13 protein-coding genes and 1 riboswitch are annotated in these 16,575 nt (G+C 68.7%); of the genes, 3 read left to right on the top strand and 10 right to left on the bottom strand.

All coding sequences use genetic code 11. The features are described 5' to 3' along the window. Nucleotides 1-2 precede the first annotated feature (2 nt). A complete protein-coding gene (locus tag DEJ18_RS03950) occupies nt 3-1,013 on the bottom strand; it encodes an ABC transporter permease (RefSeq protein WP_111209626.1) in 1,011 nt (336 codons plus the stop codon). Nucleotide 1,014: 1 nt separating this feature from the next. Beyond that, nucleotides 1,015-1,998 carry an ABC transporter permease gene (locus DEJ18_RS03945; protein WP_111209728.1) on the bottom strand — a complete coding sequence of 328 codons (984 nt, stop codon included), beginning with the start codon at nt 1,996-1,998 and terminating at the stop codon, nt 1,015-1,017. Nucleotides 1,999-2,142: 144 nt separating this feature from the next. Between DEJ18_RS03945 and DEJ18_RS03940 the strand changes: the two genes are divergently transcribed. The 3 genes from DEJ18_RS03940 (at nt 2,143) to DEJ18_RS03930 (ending at nt 5,197) form a co-directional block, all read left to right on the top strand. Further along, nucleotides 2,143-3,825, top strand: a complete 1,683-nt coding sequence (locus DEJ18_RS03940; protein WP_111209625.1) for an ABC transporter family substrate-binding protein — start codon at nt 2,143-2,145, stop codon at nt 3,823-3,825. Nucleotides 3,826-3,959: 134 nt separating this feature from the next. Further along, a complete protein-coding gene (locus DEJ18_RS03935; protein ID WP_111081049.1) occupies nt 3,960-4,439 on the top strand; it encodes a peroxiredoxin in 480 nt (159 codons plus the stop codon). A gap of 209 nt (nt 4,440-4,648) precedes the next feature. Continuing rightward, a complete protein-coding gene (locus DEJ18_RS03930) occupies nt 4,649-5,197 on the top strand; it encodes a PH domain-containing protein (protein ID WP_111081050.1) in 549 nt (182 codons plus the stop codon). 20 nt (nt 5,198-5,217) lie between these two features. On the opposite strand, the gene DEJ18_RS03925 is transcribed toward DEJ18_RS03930, so the two are convergent. From DEJ18_RS03925 to gcvT, 8 genes are all read right to left on the bottom strand, one after another. After that, complete coding sequence (locus DEJ18_RS03925; RefSeq protein ID WP_111209727.1) at nt 5,218-5,625, bottom strand: DUF3566 domain-containing protein; 408 nt, start codon at nt 5,623-5,625, stop codon at nt 5,218-5,220. A gap of 279 nt (nt 5,626-5,904) precedes the next feature. After that, nucleotides 5,905-7,650: a dipeptide ABC transporter ATP-binding protein gene (locus tag DEJ18_RS03920; RefSeq protein ID WP_111209624.1), complete on the bottom strand. Its 1,746-nt coding sequence runs from the start codon at nt 7,648-7,650 to the stop codon at nt 5,905-5,907. Continuing rightward, entirely contained in the window at nt 7,647-8,597 is a 951-nt protein-coding gene (locus DEJ18_RS03915; protein WP_111081052.1) for an ABC transporter permease, read from the bottom strand. Before DEJ18_RS03915 ends, DEJ18_RS03920 begins: the two co-directional genes overlap by 4 nt. Further along, nucleotides 8,587-9,516 carry an ABC transporter permease gene (locus DEJ18_RS03910; protein ID WP_111081053.1) on the bottom strand — a complete coding sequence of 310 codons (930 nt, stop codon included), beginning with the start codon at nt 9,514-9,516 and terminating at the stop codon, nt 8,587-8,589. Before DEJ18_RS03910 ends, DEJ18_RS03915 begins: the two co-directional genes overlap by 11 nt. Before the next feature lie 231 nt (nt 9,517-9,747). Continuing rightward, nucleotides 9,748-11,382 carry a peptide ABC transporter substrate-binding protein gene (locus DEJ18_RS03905; protein ID WP_181434114.1) on the bottom strand — a complete coding sequence of 545 codons (1,635 nt, stop codon included), beginning with the start codon at nt 11,380-11,382 and terminating at the stop codon, nt 9,748-9,750. Between the two features lie 373 nt (nt 11,383-11,755). Further along, nucleotides 11,756-14,695: an aminomethyl-transferring glycine dehydrogenase gene (gcvP, locus tag DEJ18_RS03900; protein ID WP_111209622.1), complete on the bottom strand. Its 2,940-nt coding sequence runs from the start codon at nt 14,693-14,695 to the stop codon at nt 11,756-11,758. After that, on the bottom strand, nt 14,692-15,069 hold the full coding sequence (gene gcvH, locus DEJ18_RS03895; protein WP_110903296.1) for a glycine cleavage system protein GcvH: 378 nt from the start codon (nt 15,067-15,069) through the stop codon (nt 14,692-14,694). Before gcvH ends, gcvP begins: the two co-directional genes overlap by 4 nt. Before the next feature lie 4 nt (nt 15,070-15,073). Continuing rightward, on the bottom strand, nt 15,074-16,189 hold the full coding sequence (gene gcvT / locus DEJ18_RS03890) for a glycine cleavage system aminomethyltransferase GcvT (RefSeq protein WP_111209621.1): 1,116 nt from the start codon (nt 16,187-16,189) through the stop codon (nt 15,074-15,076). A gap of 176 nt (nt 16,190-16,365) precedes the next feature. Then, nucleotides 16,366-16,485: riboswitch (glycine riboswitch) on the bottom strand. Between the last annotated feature and the right edge of the window lie 90 nt (nt 16,486-16,575).

Genomic DNA, 16,575 nt, shown 5'->3' with positions numbered 1-16,575 from the left:
GCTCATGCGCCCGATCCGGCCTGTGTGTTCAGCGCGGCCACGTCGACGGCCGCCTGGTTCTGGTCCCGACGGCGGTTGCGCTTCTGCCGCTTGCCGGTCGTCGAGGTCGGGTCCAGCGCGTCGCGGAGCCCGTCCCCGATGAGGTTCGCCGCGATCGCGAAGACCACGAGCGCCCCGGCGGCGAAGTAGAACAGCCACGGACTCGTCAGGGCGTTGTCCTGGTTCTGGGCGATGAGCGTCCCGAGTGAGACGTCCGGCGCCTGGACACCGAAGCCGAAGTAGCTCAGCGTCGTCTCGCCGAGCACCGCGGTCGCGACCTGGATGGTGCCGTCGATGATGAGGAACGACGCCACGTTCGGAAGGATGTGGCGGAAGATGATCCGGAACGGCCCGATGCCCATGTACCGGGCGGCCCGCACGAACTCGCGTTCCTTCACCGACAGCGTCATGGCCCGCACGACCCGTGCCGTGATCATCCAGCCGAAGACGGTGATGAGGACCACGAGCACGATCCACCCGGCGTTCTGGATGCGCGGGCTGATGATGGCGATGATGAGGAACGACGGCAGCACGAGCAGCATGTCGACGAAGAACATCACGATGCGGTCGACCCAGCCGCCGAAGTAGCCCGCCGCTGCCCCGGTGATCGCCGCGATCGCGGTCGAGAACACCGCGACGAGCAGCCCGATGAGCAGGCTCTTCTGCATGCCCCGCGCGGTCTGGGCGAAGACGTCCTGCCCGATGCCGTTCGTCCCGAACCAGTGCGCGCCGCTCGGGGGCCGGGTGAACGACGTGTAGTCGATCTCGGAGTACTGCCACGGGCTGACGAGCGGCCCGATGAAGGCGAAGGCGAACAGCAGCAGGACGACGACGACGCCGATCCCGGCACCGCGGTTCATGAAGAGCCGGCGCACCGTCTGGAGGAGCCGGTTGCCCTGCCCCGTCGGTCGGGCCGGCACGTCGCTGCGCGCGACGAGCGTCGGGTCGACGGGTTCGATCCGGGTGTCGGTCATGTCATGCCCTCCTGACGCGCGGGTCGAGCGCTGCGGTCGCGAGGTCCGCGAGGAACCCGGCGACGAGCACCACCACGGCCGCGAACAGCGTGTACGCCGTGACCACGTTGACGTCGTTGTTGTTCACCGCGTCGATGAACCACGACCCGAGCCCGTTCCAGGCGAAGATCTTCTCGGTGAGGGTCGCACCGGTCAGGATGCCGAGGAACCCGTAGGCGAAGAGCGTGGTCATCGGGATGAGCGCGGTGCGGAGGCCGTGCTTGAACGTCGCCCGTCCGCGCGTGAGTCCCTTCGCCCTGGCGGTCCGGAGGAAGTCGGAGCCGAGCACGTCGAGCATCGTCGCCCGCTGGTACCGGCTGTAGATCGCGATGAGGCCGACGGCGATCGAGATCGTCGGCAGGAGCAGGTGCACCCCGCGGTCGACGAGCAGTGTCCACGGTGTCCCGTCGAGCCCCGGGGTCGCCTCTCCGGTGAAGTTGACGAGCTGCCGGCCGGCGTCCTGGTTGAGCTTCGTCGCTCCGATCTTGAGGAACACCGCGGTGAGGAAGACGGGCGTGGAGAACAGCACGATCGAGATCGCCGCGCTCACGCGGTCCGAGATCCGGTACTGGCGGATCGCGTTCCACACGCCCACGAGCACTCCGAGCACGATGCCCGCGACCGACCCGACGAGCAACAGCCGGAGACTCACCCCGAGCCGCGGGAAGAACTGCTCGTTCACCGAACGGTCCTGGATCGTCTGCCCGAGGTCGCCATGCACGACGTCACCGAGCCAGTGCGTGTACCGCACCACGACCGGCGTCTTGTCGTTGACGCCGATGTCGTCGAGCTTCGCGTCGATGACCTGGGCCGAGGGTGCGGGGTTGCGCTCCGCGTAGACGGATCGAGGGCTGAACGTCGCCGAGGCCAGGAAGTACGTCAGCGAGGTCGCGAGGAACACGAGCACGACGTAGTACACGAGTCGACGCGCCAGGAAGCGGATCATGGAGGCCACCATAGGGCCTGGTTTGTTTCCGGTACATGTCGCCGGACGACCCGCTGCGTAACGAACGGACGTCGTGTGCAGAAAAAGCGCTCTACCCCCGTCGGAGGGCCCTAGGCTCGACGACAACTTCCAGAGGGGAACCACATGAAGCACAGGAAAGTCCTCGCGGTGACGGCGGCCCTCGCCGGCATCGCCCTCGCCGTGACCGGCTGCGCAGGCGGCTCCGGCGACTCCGGCGGAACCAGCGGGAACGACTCGGGCAAGAAGACGCTGCCGACCTCGGCTCAGATCAACGCCACGCCGGTGTCCGACCTGCAGGACGGTGGCACGCTCCGTCTGCCGATCTCGCAGTGGGTCTCGCAGTGGAACTACAACCAGGTCGACGGCCCACTCGTCGACGCGTCGACGATCGAACAGGCGACGATGCCGTTCATCTACACGATCGACGCGAAGGGCGCTCCGACGCTCAACAGGGACTACGTGACCAAGGCCGAGGTCACGAGCGACGACCCGCTCACGATCGAGTACACGATCAACGACCAGGCGCAGTGGAACGACGGCACGCCGATCACCTGGCGTGACTTCGAGAACGAGTGGAAGACCACGAACGGCGAGGACGAGGCGTACCTGATCGCCGGCGCGACCGGCTACGAGGACATCGAGTCCGTCACGAAGGGCGCGACCGACCGTGACGTCGTCGTGCGGTTCGCGACGCCGTTCTCGGACTGGAAGTCGCTGTTCAGCCCGCTCTACCCCGCGAGCCAGACGAGTACGCCCGAGCAGTTCAACAACGGCTACAAGGGCAAGGTCCCGGTCTCCTCGGGTCCCTACGAGATCACGGACCTCGACGAGACGGCCGGCACCGTCACGATGAAGCCGGACGACAACTGGTGGGGCGACGAGCCGAAGCTCGACCAGGTCATCTTCCGCTCGCTGGACGGCAACGCCGACGTGGACGCGTACCTCAACAAGGAGATCGACTCCGTCCTGACCACGACGTCGGAGCGGTTCGACCGGGTGAAGGACGCGAAGAACACGAAGATCCTCGCGTCGACCTCGGCCCAGTACACGCACGTGGACTTCTCGTCCAACGGCCTGCTCAAGGACAAGCAGCTCCGGCTGGCGATCCAGCACGCGGTGAACCGCGACGCGCTCGCGCAGGTCATCGGCGGCACCCTTCCCTACAAGCTCGGCACGCTCGACAACCACCTGTTCCTGTCCACGGACAAGGGCTACACGTCGAACACCAAGCCGAACGCCACGTTCGACGTCGAGAAGGCGAAGCAACTGCTCGACGACGACGGTTGGAAGACCGACGGTGAGTACCGGTCGAAGGGTGGGAAGAAGCTGTCCATCGCGATCACCATTCCGTCCGGCGCTCCGACGTCCCAGCAGCTGGCGCAGGTCATGCAGCAGCAGCTGAAGGAGGTCGGCGTCGAGCTGAAGCTGAAGTCCGTCGCCACCGACGACTTCTTCGAGCAGTACGTCACACCGGGCAACTACGACATGACGATCTTCGTCTGGGGTGGGACCGGCTTCCACTCGAGCAGCGCGACGATCTACACCTCGGGCGACACCGGTCAGAACTACGGCCGCGTCAGCTCGAACGCGATCGACAAGCTGACCGAGAAGGCCCTGTCCGAGCCGGACACCGACAAGGCGAACGCCATCTGGAACCAGATCGACGAGCAGGTGTGGGCGATCGGGCACTCGATGCCGATCACCGCGAAGCCGGCGCTGGTCGCGCAGAACCCGAAGCTCGCCAACTACGGCGCCTTCGCGGGCGCGCAGAACATCGACTGGACCAAGGTCGGGTTCACCGGCTAGCGGACGCCGCTGATCGAACCACGAGGGGCCGGACGCATCGCGTCCGGCCCCTCGTCGGATCCGGTGTGCGCTCTCGCAGCCGATTCGCGGTGCCGTCCCCGGGTCAGTGCACCGACCGACCGTACTGTTGGGCCATGGCCATCCCCGAGACCGGGTCCGCGGCGCCGGGCTTCACACTCCCCGGCATGCTCGTCCGCCAGGGCGTCCGCACCGACGCCGAGTACTCGCTCGCGTCCGAGATCGGTCGCCCCGTCGTGCTCGCCTTCTACCCCGGCGACGCGACCCCGGTCTGCACGGCGCAGCTCTGCTCCTACCAGGAGGAACTCGACGACTTCCGCGACCTCGGCGCGGTCGTGTGGGGCATCAGTCCGCAGGGACTCGACTCGCACGAGGGCTTCGCCCGCGGGTCGTCGCTCACCTTCCCCCTGCTCTCGGACGTCGGTGGGGACGTCATCCGTGCCTACGGCGTCCACGTCCCGGGCCTCGGACTCCGTCGTTCCGTGTTTGTCATCGGTCCCGACGGTGTGGTCCGCTGGCGACACGTCGGGCTCGTGGGACTGCGGTTCCCGCGCGCCGAGGTCATCCGCGAGCAGATCGAGCTGCTCGTCGCCTGATCCGCCGACAGTCCGACCCGTTGACAGTCCGACCCGTTGACAGCCGGACCCGTCGGGGTGACCATGGTCTGACGAAGACCTCCGGGTTCGCCTCCTCGGGACATCGGGTCTTCCGCCGGTACGCGCACGGCCTGTCTGGTCCGCTCGGTTGGTGGTCCCGAGGAGGCGCTCTCGTCGCCCTCGCGCAGGTCGTCTCATAGGCTTGCCCCATGCCCGCCCGGATCGTCGCGACGAACATGCGCCGCTTCGCCGTCGCCCTCTGGGTCGTCGCCGCAGCCCTCGTCGTCATCGGCCTCGTCACCAACGGGCCGAGTGCCGCGCTGCTCGTCCCCGTCCCGTCACTGTTCACCGCATGGTTCGCCTGGGTCGTGCTGTGGCGACCGCGGATCGAACTCACGGCGGACGCCCTGGTCGTCGTGGACGTCCGTCGCACCACCCGGTTCGCCTGGCGGCGCGTGCGGGCGGTGCGGACGAAGTACGGGCTCGAGGTCGTCACCGACCAGGGTGAACACCGCGTCTGGATCGCGCCCCGGCCGAACGCCCGGCTCACGCTCGTCCGACCGGGAGGCTCGGTGCCGGTGGACGTCGACGCAGCGGCCGACGAGATCCGTGCCGTCGTCCCGCCGCCGCTCGTGTACGACGGTGATCCCCCCGCCACGGTGACGGCCGCGCCGATCGTGCACGAGGCGCACGGCTGGGCGATCGTGGCCCTGGTGGTGCTCGGCATCGCCGGGAGCCTGGCCGGCGCTCGTCTCTGAGCCGGCGGTCCCGACACGTCTCAGTCGTTGGCGAGGCCCACGAGGACGCCGCCCGTGATCCGCACGCTGAGGTTGTACAGGACGCTGACCACGGCGCCCAGCACGGTCCCGACGACGACGTCGAGGACGCCGACCACGATCGAGAACCCGACGACCTGGCCCAGCGAGAACTGGTCCATGAGCGAGTAGCTGCTCTGCCCGGTGACGTCCTGCAACAGCCCGTCGGCCTTGTCGAACACCCCGGTCTGGTCGAGGACGCCCCACACGAGCGCCGTGGCGACGACGAGCACGATCGACACGGCCAGGGCGATGAGGAACGACAGCTTCACCATCGACCAGAAGTCGACGTACACCAGGCGGAGTCGGACCTGACGCGTCCCACTGGGACGTCTCGTCTTCTGCTGGAGCTTCTCGGCGACACTACTCATCGTGTGACTCGTCATCTCCGACCCGGGTGAGGTCGGCGTCGGTGGGCAGGTCGGTGGGAGCGCCGAACACGACGGGCCCACCGTCCGTCGCGCCGGTGCGCGGCTTCCAGGCTAGGAGCGACGGGTCCTCGTCACATCAGTCGGACGGCGGAACCCGTCCGACGACCGGACGATGTGTGGCGGCGGCAGGACGTGCCTCCCGTCCGCTCCGCAGACGACGGAACGCGCCGCCCCGGTACCGGGGCGGCGCGTTCCGTGGTGGCGGCGGAGCGGTCCGGGTCAGCGGCCGAACTCGAAGCCCGCGCCGGGGATGGCGGCCAGCAGGTCCTTCGTGTACTGCTCACGCGGGTTGGCGAAGACCTCGTCAGTCGTCGCCTTCTCGACGATCTGGCCCTTGCGCATGACGCAGACGTTGTCCGCGACGAGGCGGACCACCGCGAGGTCGTGCGTGATGAACAGGTAGGTCAAGCCGAGCTCGGACTGCAGCTCGGTCAGCAGGTCGAGGATCTGCCCCTGCACGAGCACGTCGAGAGCCGAGACCGCCTCGTCGAGCACGATGACCTCGGGCTTGAGCGCGAGCGCACGCGCGACGGCGATGCGCTGGCGCTGTCCACCGGACAGCTCGCTCGGGTAGCGGTTCACCATCGACTTCGGCAGCGCGACCTGGTCGAGCAGCTCGAGCACCCGCGCACGACGGGAGGCCTTGTCGCCGACCTTGTGCGTGGTGAGCGGCTCCGCGATCGTGTTCCCGACGTTGTACATCGGGTCCAGCGAGCCGTACGGGTCCTGGAACACCGGCTGGACGCGACGACGGAAGTCGAACAGGTCCTTGCCCTTGAGCGCGCCGATGTCGATGCCGTCGAACTGCACCGAGCCCGACGTGATCGACTCCAGCTGCAGCACGAGCTTCGCCACCGTCGACTTGCCGGAGCCGGACTCGCCGACGAGCGCCGTGGTGGTGCCCTTCGGGATCGAGAACGAGACACCGTCGACGGCCTTCAGCTCACGCGTGGCGACGCCCTGCCCGCGCAGCTTGTAGACCTTCTGCAGGTCCTTGACGACGATGAGGTCCTCGGTCGGCTTGCTCTCACGCTCGTGGGCACGGGCGAGGAGTTCGTCGTCCTCGCTGCCGGTACCGAAAGCGATGTCGACCGACTGGTGCTGGACCTTCGACTGGATGCGGCGGCTCGCGAGCGACGGCGCAGCAGCGACGAGGCGCTGTGTGTACGGGTGCTGCGGGTTCGCCAGGATCTCCTTCGACGGACCGGCCTCGACGACCTGCCCCTTGTACATCACCACGAGCTTCTCGGCGCGCTCGGCGGCGAGACCGAGGTCGTGGGTGATGAACAGCACCGAGGTGCCGAAGTCGCGCGTCAGGCTCTCGAGGTGGTCGAGGATGACCCGCTGCACGGTGACGTCGAGCGCGGAGGTCGGCTCGTCGGCGATGAGCAGCTTCGGACGGCTCGACAGACCGATTCCGATGAGCACACGCTGGCGCATGCCGCCGGAGAACTCGTGCGGGTACTGCTTGAGGCGGCTCTCGGCGTCACCGAGCCCGGCCTCCTGCAGGACCTCGATCGCCCGGGCGCGGATGGCGGACTTGCCGGTCGCCATGCCGTTCGCCTTGATGGCCTCCTCGACCTGGAACCCGATCTTCCAGAGCGGGTTGAGGTTCGACATCGGGTCCTGCGGGACGTACCCGATCTCGGTGCCGCGGATCTCGGCGAGCTGCTTCTCGCTGAGGCCGACGAGCTCGCGCCCGTTCAGCTTGATCGAGCCGCCGGTGATCGTGCCGGTGCCCGGGAGCAACTTGATGATCGCCTGGGCGCTGGTGGACTTGCCCGAGCCGGACTCGCCCACGATCGCGAGGCGCTCGCCCTGCTCGAGGGTCATGTTCACGCCACGGACTGCCTGGACGAGGCCGCTCTGCGTCTGGAACCCCACGTGCAGGTCGGTGATCTCGAGCAGCGGCGCGCCGGGGGTGCCGGACGTGCGGGCGTTCGGCTGGGTGAGTGTCTCGCTCATCGGCGGGCCCTCGCCTTCGGGTCGAGCGCGTCGCGGACCACGTCACCGAGGAGGAGGAACGCGAGCACGGTGATGGACAGGGCGGCGGACGGCCAGAAGATCGTCGACGGGTTCGTGCGGATCGACGTGCGCGCCGTGCCGATGTCGAGGCCCCAGCTGAGCGCCGACGGCGGCAGACCGATACCGAGGAACGACAGCGTCGCCTCGGCCACGATGAACGTGCCGAGCGAGACGGTGGCGACGACGATGACCGGTGCGAGCGAGTTCGGGATGACGTGCTTGACCAGGGTCTGGAAGCGCCCGACGCCGAGGGCCGCGGAGGCGGTCACGTAGTCGGCCTGCCTGGCGCTGAGCACGGCGCCACGCATGATGCGGGCGATCTGCGGCCAGGCGAACACCGCGAGCACGAGGGACACGGTCACCGCGTTGCGCTGCGGGATCACGGACATGATGACGATCGCGCCGAGGACGGTCGGGATCGAGAAGAAGATGTCCGCGATGCGGGACACGACCGCGTCGAGCCATCCGCCGTAGAACCCGGCGATGGAACCGACGACGATGCCGACGATCGTCACGAGGACGGTCGCGAGCAGGCCGACGATCAGGGAGTTCTGCGCACCCCAGATGACGCGGGCGTACACGTCGGAACCCTGGCGGGTGTACCCGAGCGGGTGACCGGCGCGAGGGCCCTCGTCGCTGTAGTCGAGGTTCGCGGCACGCGGGTCGATGTGCGTGAACAGCCCCGGCACGACGGCGACGACGACGATGAGCAGGATGAGGACGGCGGAGATCCAGAACGTCGGACGACGACGCATCGACTCCCAGGCGTCGGTCCAGAGGGAACGGGTCTTCTCGTCCTCGTTGACCTGGTCGACCGCCTGCAGCGGGGTCTCCTCGATCGGTGCGACGTAGTGCGTCGCCGAACGGGGTTCGGTGTTACTTGGCATAGCGGATCCTCGGGTCCAGGACGGCGTAGAGCAGGTCGACCAGGAGGTTGGCGAGCATGAAGATGATGACCATCACGGCGACGAACGACACGACCGTCGGGCCTTCGCCGAGGGTGACGGCCTTGTAGACCGTCCCACCGACGCCGTTGATGTTGAAGATGCCCTCGGTCACGATCGCGCCGACCATCAGGCTGCCGATGTCGACACCGAGGTACGTGACGACCGGGATGAGCGAGTTCCGGAAGATGTGGACGCTGACCACACGGCGACGGGACAGGCCCTTCGCGGTCGCGGTCCGGACGAAGTCGGCGCTGGTGTTCTCGCTGACGCTCGCACGCGTCAGACGCACGATGTACGCGAACGACACGGTCGCGAGCACGATCGCCGGCAGCACGAGTTCGGACCACGGCGCCTGACCGGACACCGTCACCCGGAAGAGCCCGAGGTTGATGCCGAAGACGTACTGCAGCACGAAGCCGACGACGAAGGTCGGGACCGAGATGAGCAGGAGCGACACGACGAGCGCGGTGGCGTCGAACCACTTGCCCTTGCGGAGACCCGCGATGACGCCGACGACGATGCCGGCGACGGCCTCGAAGACGAGGGCGAGGAGCGCGAGTCGAGCCGTGATCGGGAACGCGGTCGCGAGCTGCTGGCTGACCGGGAGGCCCGAGTACGTCAGCCCGAGGTCACCGCGGAAGAGACCGCCGACCCACAGGAGGTACTGGACGAGGAACGGCTTGTCCAGGTTGTACTGCGCCCGGAGCTGCTCGATCACCTGCGGCGACGGCTGTCGGTCGCCGAACAGCGCGGCGATCGGGTCGCCGGGCAGCGAGAAGACCATGAAGTAGATGAGGAACGTGGCCCCGAAGAACACGGGGATGAGTTGCAGGAGGCGCTTGCCGAGGTACCAGAGCATCAGATCCCTGCCTGGTTCGCTGCGCGCATGTCGTTCAGGTTCATGTCGTGTGGGGTGGACGGTCCGAGGGTCGGCACGGGTGTCCGGTGCGGGCGGCGGCGCCCGCGTTCGTGGGGGAAGGTGTAGCCGCCGTGGTACGGGGGTTCGGGGACAGTGTGGTCCCCGAACCCCCGTCCGGTTGGCCGCGGAGCAGGATACCTGCTCGCGATGGGTCCTCTGAGAGGACCGGTGTTACTTGGTGACTTCGATGTCGTAGTACAGCGGCACCGAGTCCCAGCCGAACTTGACGTTCTTGACGTTGTCAGCAGCCCACACGCCGGTCACGTTGGAGTACCAGAGCGGGATCTCGGGGAGGTCCTCGAACAGCAGCTCCTGCGCCTGGTCGAAGTACTTGTTGCCCTCTTCGACGGTCGAGGCCGAGCGGCCCTTGTCGAGCAGCTCGTTGAACTCGGCCGAGTCGTAGCGCGAGTAGTTGTTCGACGAGCCCTCACCCATGGTCGGGCCGAGGAAGTTGTACAGCGACGGGTAGTCGGCCTGCCAACCGGTGCGGCTTCCGCCCGTGAGCTTGTCGTCCGTCTGGAGCGCGAGCGCCTCGGCGAAGGTCGGGAGCGCGTTGCCCTCGGCCTTGATGCCCAGCGTGTTCGAGATCGAGTTGGTGACCGCGGTCACCCACGCCTCGTGCCCGCCGTCGGCGTTGTACGAGATGGTGAGGGTGTCGTCGTACTTCGAGATCTCGTCGGCCTGGGCCCAGAGCTTCTTGGCCTCGGCCTTGTCGTACTTCAGGACGTCAGAGCCCTCGAGGTCGTCCGACCAACCGTCGATGACCGGCGAGGTGAAGTCCTTGGCCGGGGTGCGGGTGCCCTGGAAGATCTTGTCGGTGATCTGCTTGCGGTTGATCGACATCGAGATCGCCTCGCGGCGGAGCTTGCCCTCTTCACCCTTCCAGTGGTCGAGGTAGTAGGGCAGGTAGATCGCCTGGAAGATCGCGGCGGCCTGGTTGACGTTCGAGTCGGGGAAGTCCGACTTGTAGGTCGAGAACGCGGCGTCCGGCACGGCGTCGAGGACGTCGAGGTTGCCGCCCTGTGCGTCGGAGTACGCGGTGTCCTGCGAGCTGTAGAACGTGATCGTGAGACCACCGTTCTTCGGCTTGCGCTTGCCCTGGTAGTCCTCGTTCGCGACGAGCTTGATGTCCTGGTTGTGCGTCCAGGCGCCTTCGCCGTCGAGCTTGTACGGGCCGTTGCCGATCGGGTTCTCACCGAACGCCTTGGGGTCGTCGTAGAACGCCGAGGGGAGCGGCACGAAGGCGTTGTAGCCGAGCGACAGCGGGAAGTCCGACTGGGCCGACTTGAGCGTGACGGTGAACTCGTCGTCGTCGACGACCTTCAGGCCGGTGAGCTCGGAGTCCTTCTCGGCGTCGTAGCCCTCGATGTTCTCGAAGAAGTAGCTCGCGCCCTGCGCGTTCGACTTCTGCGCTGCCCAGTTCCACGCCTTCGTGAAGGACTCGGCGGTGATCTCCTCACCGTTGGTGAACTTCCACCCGGTGTTGATCGTGATGTCGAAGGTCTTGGAGTCGTCGGTCGAGACGTCCTTGGCCAGTTCCTTGACGGGCTTGCCGTCGGCGTCGTACGTGAACAGACCATCGAACAGCGACGTGATGATCTTGCCGCCACCGGTCTCGGTGGTGTTCGACGGGATGAGCGGGTTCTGCGGCTCGCTGCCGTTGGTGGTGACGATGCCGTTCGCGTTCGTGGAGCCCGAGCCGGAGCCCGAGTCACTTCCGCCACCGTTGCCGGAGCAGCCGGTCAGGGCGAGTGCTGTGGCCCCGAGCACGGCGAGGGCAGAGAGCCCAGCGCGCTTCTTGATCAAGAGTTCCTCCTGGTGCATGGGACGCGCCGGGCACAGAGGTCCCTCCCGCCGCGTTTGACTCCTGAACTGTAGGCAGTGCTGACAGGCCCGTCCAAACCCAGCGCGCATCGGTTACACGCCCGAAACCAAGTTGCACGATCGTTGCGGCAAAGTGCAACATCCGCGCGTCCCTCGTCATCCCGCGCTCGATCTGTTGCGTTTGCATCGAGGTCCGTGCATCGTCCAGGTGACGTTCCGATGAACCACAGGTGCCATCGGCGACGGCTCGTGTTCGGAGCGCTCCACCCGTCGTCACGGTACCGGACCACGACGGACGGGAGGCCCGTGGCATGGTCGCCACGGGCCTTGCGTCCGTCGTCGCCGTCGCTGACGACTACGCGAACGCCTCGATCGGCGGGCAGGCGCACACGAGGTTTCGGTCGCCGTACGCCTGGTCGATCCGGCGCACCGGCGGCCAGTACTTCCGCCCGGCCTGCCCGGCCGACGGGTAGACCGCCTGCTCACGCGTGTAGGCGTGCTGCCACTCGCCCGTGATCACCGACGCGGCGGTGTGTGGCGCGTTGACGAGCGGGTTGTCCTCGGCCGGCCACTCGCCGCGAGCGACCGCGTCGGCCTCCGCGCGGATGGCGAGCATCGCGTCGACGAACCGGTCGAGCTCGGCGAGGTCCTCGCTCTCGGTGGGTTCGACCATGAGCGTGCCCGCGACCGGGAACGACATCGTCGGAGCGTGGAACCCGTGGTCGATGAGCCGCTTGGCGACGTCGTCCACCGTGATGCCCGTCGCCTCTCGCAGGGGACGGAGGTCGAGGATGCACTCGTGCGCGACCAGGCCGGACTCCCCCGTGTAGAGGACCGGGAACGCCTCGCGCAGTCGTGCCGCCAGGTAGTTCGCGCCGAGCACGGCGACCTCGGTGGCGCGGGTGAGCCCCTCGACGCCCATCATCCGCACGTAGGTCCAGGTGATCGGCAGGATGCTCGGGCTGCCGTAGGGCGCGGCCGAGACCGGTCCGCCGGCGTGGGCGAGACGGTCGCCGTCGGCGTTCGCGTCCGCGCCGGTGCGACGGTCGGCGTCCTGTGCCATCGGGTGCCCGGGCAGGAACGGTGCCAGGTGCGCCTTGGCTGCGACCGGCCCGACGCCCGGACCACCACCGCCGTGCGGGATGCAGAACGTCTTGTGCAGGTTGAGGTGCGAGACGTCCCCGCCGAAGTCCCCGAAGCGGGCGTGCCCGAGGAGCGCGTTGAGGTTCGCACCGTCGACGTACACCTGACCGCCGGCGTCGTGCACGGCGGCGCAGATCTCGGTGATGTCGTGCTCGTACACGCCGTGCGTCGACGGGTAGGTGATCATGAGCGCGGCGAGCTGCTCGGCGTGCTGGGCCGTCTTCGCGCGCAGGTCGTCGAGGTCGACGTTGCCGTCCTCGTCGCACGCCACGACGACGACCCGCATGCCCGCGAGGACCGCCGACGCAGCGTTCGTCCCGTGCGCGCTCGACGGGATGAGGCAGACCGTGCGTGCTTCGTCCCCGCGCGAGCGGTGGTACCCACGGATCGCCAGGAGTCCGGCGAGCTCGCCCTGGCTGCCGGCGTTCGGCTGGACCGAGACGGTGTCGTACCCGGTGACCTCGGCGAGCCAGGTCTCGAGGTCACCGATCATGGCGAGGTAGCCCTGCACGTCCTCACGCGGGGCGAACGGGTGCAGGCGGGCGAACTCCGGCCAGGTGACGGCGGCCATCTCGGTCGCCGCGTTGAGCTTCATCGTGCAGCTGCCGAGCGGGATCATGCCCCGGTCGAGCGCGTAGTCCTTGTCGGACAGGTGCTTGAGGTACCGCATCATCCGGGTCTCGCTGCGGTGGGCGCTGAACACCGGGTGGGTGAGGAACGCACTCGCACGCTCGAGACCGGCCGGGAGGCCCGGGACAGCGTCGCGCACGGCGGTCTCGGTCGCCGGGACGGTCGCGTCCGTCGCACCGAACACCGCGGCGAGGGCGACGAGGTCCTCCGGCGTGGTGGTCTCGTCGACGGACAGCTGCAGGGTGTCGGCGTCCACCAGGTGGAGCAGGTAGCCGGCGTCGTGCGCGGCGGCGACGACGGACTCCGCACGCCCGGCGAACCGGAGCGTCAGGGTGTCGAAGAACCCGTGGTGCGCGAGGTCGGCACCGGCGGCACGGGCGACCTCGGCGAGCACCGTCGTCGTCCGGGCGACCCGCTGCGCGATGAAGCGCAAGCCCTCGGGCCCGTGGTAGACCGCGTACATCGAGGCCATGACGGCGAGGAGCACCTGCGCGGTGCAGATGTTGCTCGTCGCCTTCTCCCGCCGGATGTGCTGCTCGCGGGTCTGCAGGCTGAGCCGGTAGGCCATGCTGCCGTCGGCGTCGAAGGAGACCCCGACGAGTCGGCCGGGCAGCTGGCGCTCGAGGCCCGCGCGGACGGCGAGGTACCCGGCGTGCGGGCCGCCGAAGCCGAGCGGGACGCCGAAGCGCTGGCTGGTCCCGACCGCGACGTCCGCCCCGAGGTCGCCGGGGCTCGCGAGCAGCGTCATCGCGAGCAGGTCGGCCGCGACGACGGCGATGCCGCCTCCGGCGTGGACGCGCTCGATGGTCCGGCTCGGGTCGACGATCCGACCGGAGGCACCGGGGTACTGCAGGACCACGCCGAACGCGCCGTCGAGCTGCTCGTCGGTGGGACCGTCGGCAGCGTCGAAGCCGCGCAGGGTGATGCCGACGGCTTCGGCACGGTGCCCGAGGAGCGCCGCGGTCTGCGGCAGGAGGTCGGCGTCCACGAGGAACGCGTCGCCCTGCACCTTGGAGGCACGTCGGGCGAGGAGCATCCCCTCGACCACGGCCGTGCCCTCGTCGAGCATCGAGGCGCCCGCGGTGGCCATGCCGGTGAGGTCGGAGACCATCGTCTGGAAGTTGATGAGGGCTTCGAGGCGTCCCTGCGAGATCTCGGGCTGGTACGGCGTGTAGGCCGTGTACCAGCTCGGGTTCTCGAGGACGTTCCGCTGGATGACGGCTGGCGTGTGCGTGTCGGAGTACCCCAGGCCGATCATGGCGCGGCGGACGGTGTTGCGCCCGGCGACGCCACGCAGCTCGGCGAGCGCCTCGGTCTCCCCCACCGCGGCCGGCACGGAGGAGTGCGCGATCGGGGCGGCGTGGATCGACTCGGGCACGGCGGCGCGGACGAGGGCGTCGAGGGACGGCTGCCCGACGACGTCGAGCATGGCCTGCTGCTCGGCCGAGGTCGTCCCGATGTGACGGTCGGCGAAGGTGGTCTGCAGGTTCGTCGACGTGGTGAGGTCCTGGTCCGCGGTCATGCGATCGAGGCCCGGTACGTGTCGTGGTCCATGAGGTCCTCGGGGAAGGAGGTCCCGTCGACCTTGAGCTTGACGAGCCAGCCGGCGCCGAACGGGTCCTGGTTGACGGTGTCCGGGGTGGCGACGACGGCGTCGTTGACCTCGACGACCTCGCCCTCGATCGGGGCGAAGAGCTCGCCGACGCTCTTGGTGGACTCGATCTCGCCGAGCTGCTCGCCGGCGGTCGTGGTGGTGCCCACGGCGGGGAGCTCGACGTAGACCACGTCACCGAGCTGCTCGGCCGCGTGGTCGGTGATGCCGACGGTGACGACGTCGCCCTCGACGAGGATCCACTCGTGGTCCTTGGTGTACTGCAGTGCGGTCTGGTCGGTCATGGGATCAGCCTTTCGAGGCGCGGCGGTAGAAGGGGAGGGCGGTGACGGTTCCGGGGATGGCGGTACCGCGGACGTCGATGTGGAGGACCTGTCCCCCGTCGGCGCAGTCGGGGTCGATGAACGCCATCGCGACCGGGTGACCGAGCGTCGGCGAGAGGGCGCCGGAGGTCACGGTGCCGACGACCGCTCCGTCGCGCAGGAGGTCGTACCCCGCACGGGCAGCGCGGCGTCCTTCCATCACGATGCCGACGAGCACGCGGGCGTCGGGGGCGGGCTGCACGCCGGCGTCGCCGACGAAGGAGCCCGAGGTGGCGACGACGCGGCCGAGCCCGGCCTGCGCCGGGCGGACCGAGGTGTCGAGCTCGTGGCCGTAGAGCGGCATGCCTGCTTCGAGACGGAGGGTGTCGCGCGCCGCGAGTCCGGCGGGCACGACCCCACGCTCGGCTCCGGCGTCGAGCAGGGCGTCCCAGATCACCGTGGCGACCTCGGTGTCGCTGTACAGCTCGAAGCCGTCCTCGCCGGTGTACCCGGTGCGGGCGATGAGGACCTCGCTGCCGTCGAACAGTGCGTGGAGCACGCGGTAGTAGCGGAGTTCGTCGAGCGGGGTCTCCGGCTGCAGCCGGTCGGCGACGACGAGGGCGTCGAGCGTACCCGCCGCGGCCGGCCCCTGGATCGCGACGAGGGCCGTCCGGTCGGAGTCGTCCGTCACGAGGACGTCGTGGCCGGCGGCGCGCTCCTGCATGGCCCGGACGGCGACGTCCCGGTTGCCGGCGTTCGCGACGACGAGGAAGACGTCGTCACCGGTGCGGTAGACGACGAGGTCGTCGAGGATCCCGCCGTCCGCGGTCAGGAGCAACGAGTACTTCGCGCGACCGACCGGCATCGCGCCGAACGACCCGGCGAGCGCAGCGTCGAGGTACGCCACGGCCTCGGGCCCCTGCACACCGATCTCGGCCATGTGCGAGAGGTCGAAGACACCCGCGGTCTGGCGCACGGCGTGGTGTTCGGCGAGGTCGGACGAGTACCGGACCGGCATGCGGTGCCCGGCGAAGTCGGTGAACGTGGCACCGGCGGCCTCGTGCGCGGCCTCGAGCGGCGACGAGCGCAGCGGTTCTGACATGACGGAGTTCTCCTGGCATCGGCAGGGCCCGACGACGCTCGTCGGGTGGGAACTCCCCCTCTGTCATGGGCCTGAGAGTTTCACCGCGGCCCGCGAGGTCCGTCGGCTTTCACCGTGGGCGAGGCGGACCACCGCGGGATGCGCCCACGTCGATCGCGTCTGCTTTTCAGAGTGGCCTGTCCGCTGCGGTGTTGGACCTGAGAGATTGGCGGGGAGCTTGCTCCTTCGGTGCCCGGGACCGGTGACGAGCATCGCTGGTGCTCGTCGGTCCGGTCGGGCTCTCCCGCGGCGGGTGGTCGGCCGTCGTGTTCTGTTGTCCGGCGAGCATACCGAGCCCGCGTTACGGGCATGTGTCGTGGCGCAGCGTCCGGCGCCTGCCCAGGGGC

The sequence above is a fragment of the Curtobacterium sp. MCSS17_015 genome (assembly GCF_003234265.2).
Classification (GTDB): Bacteria; Actinomycetota; Actinomycetes; order Actinomycetales; family Microbacteriaceae; genus Curtobacterium.
Note: the sequence above shows the minus strand (reverse complement) of the source record. Positions and strands in the feature narration are given on the sequence as shown.

What these genes read in the sequence shown, in the direction of transcription:
- DEJ18_RS03950 (WP_111209626.1), bottom strand. Translation starts at nt 1,013, where the DNA reads ATGACCGACACCCGGATCGAACCCGTCGACCCGACGCTCGTCGCGCGC.
- DEJ18_RS03945 (WP_111209728.1), bottom strand. Translation starts at nt 1,998, where the DNA reads ATGATCCGCTTCCTGGCGCGTCGACTCGTGTACTACGTCGTGCTCGTG.
- DEJ18_RS03940 (WP_111209625.1), top strand. Translation starts at nt 2,143, where the DNA reads ATGAAGCACAGGAAAGTCCTCGCGGTGACGGCGGCCCTCGCCGGCATC.
- DEJ18_RS03935 (WP_111081049.1), top strand. Translation starts at nt 3,960, where the DNA reads ATGGCCATCCCCGAGACCGGGTCCGCGGCGCCGGGCTTCACACTCCCC.
- DEJ18_RS03930 (WP_111081050.1), top strand. Translation starts at nt 4,649, where the DNA reads ATGCCCGCCCGGATCGTCGCGACGAACATGCGCCGCTTCGCCGTCGCC.
- DEJ18_RS03925 (WP_111209727.1), bottom strand. Translation starts at nt 5,625, where the DNA reads ATGAGTAGTGTCGCCGAGAAGCTCCAGCAGAAGACGAGACGTCCCAGT.
- DEJ18_RS03920 (WP_111209624.1), bottom strand. Translation starts at nt 7,650, where the DNA reads ATGAGCGAGACACTCACCCAGCCGAACGCCCGCACGTCCGGCACCCCC.
- DEJ18_RS03915 (WP_111081052.1), bottom strand. Translation starts at nt 8,597, where the DNA reads ATGCCAAGTAACACCGAACCCCGTTCGGCGACGCACTACGTCGCACCG.
- DEJ18_RS03910 (WP_111081053.1), bottom strand. Translation starts at nt 9,516, where the DNA reads ATGCTCTGGTACCTCGGCAAGCGCCTCCTGCAACTCATCCCCGTGTTC.
- gcvP (WP_111209622.1), bottom strand. Translation starts at nt 14,695, where the DNA reads ATGACCGCGGACCAGGACCTCACCACGTCGACGAACCTGCAGACCACC.
- gcvH (WP_110903296.1), bottom strand. Translation starts at nt 15,069, where the DNA reads ATGACCGACCAGACCGCACTGCAGTACACCAAGGACCACGAGTGGATC.
- gcvT (WP_111209621.1), bottom strand. Translation starts at nt 16,189, where the DNA reads ATGTCAGAACCGCTGCGCTCGTCGCCGCTCGAGGCCGCGCACGAGGCC.